Below are 215 nucleotides of genomic sequence, written 5' to 3'. Positions count from 1 at the left end.
TTGTGCTTTGATTTCTTTTTCTTGCGCTATAGTGTGAAGGGTAAGTTCTTCTACTTTCTCTACCAGCAACACATTTATCTGGCCGGCATCCATGCCGTTTTCTAATACTTCTTTTTCAGAAGGCATTTTGGGTAGTCTTTTATTTGCCTTAATGTGAGTCTCTACCTCAAATAAAGGCATCAGAGGATACTCTTTTTCAAACACATAGTCAGGAA

General features: G+C 38.1%; 1 pseudogene. It reads right to left on the bottom strand.

Annotation, left to right across the window (positions count from 1 at the left end):
- A pseudogene (locus E1171_RS22875) lies at positions 1-215 on the bottom strand (cell surface protein); the annotation flags it as partial.

The sequence above is a fragment of the Xanthovirga aplysinae genome (genome assembly GCF_009711365.1).
Lineage (GTDB): Bacteria > Bacteroidota > Bacteroidia > Cytophagales > Cyclobacteriaceae > Xanthovirga > Xanthovirga aplysinae.
Note: the sequence above shows the minus strand (reverse complement) of the source record. Positions and strands in the feature narration are given on the sequence as shown.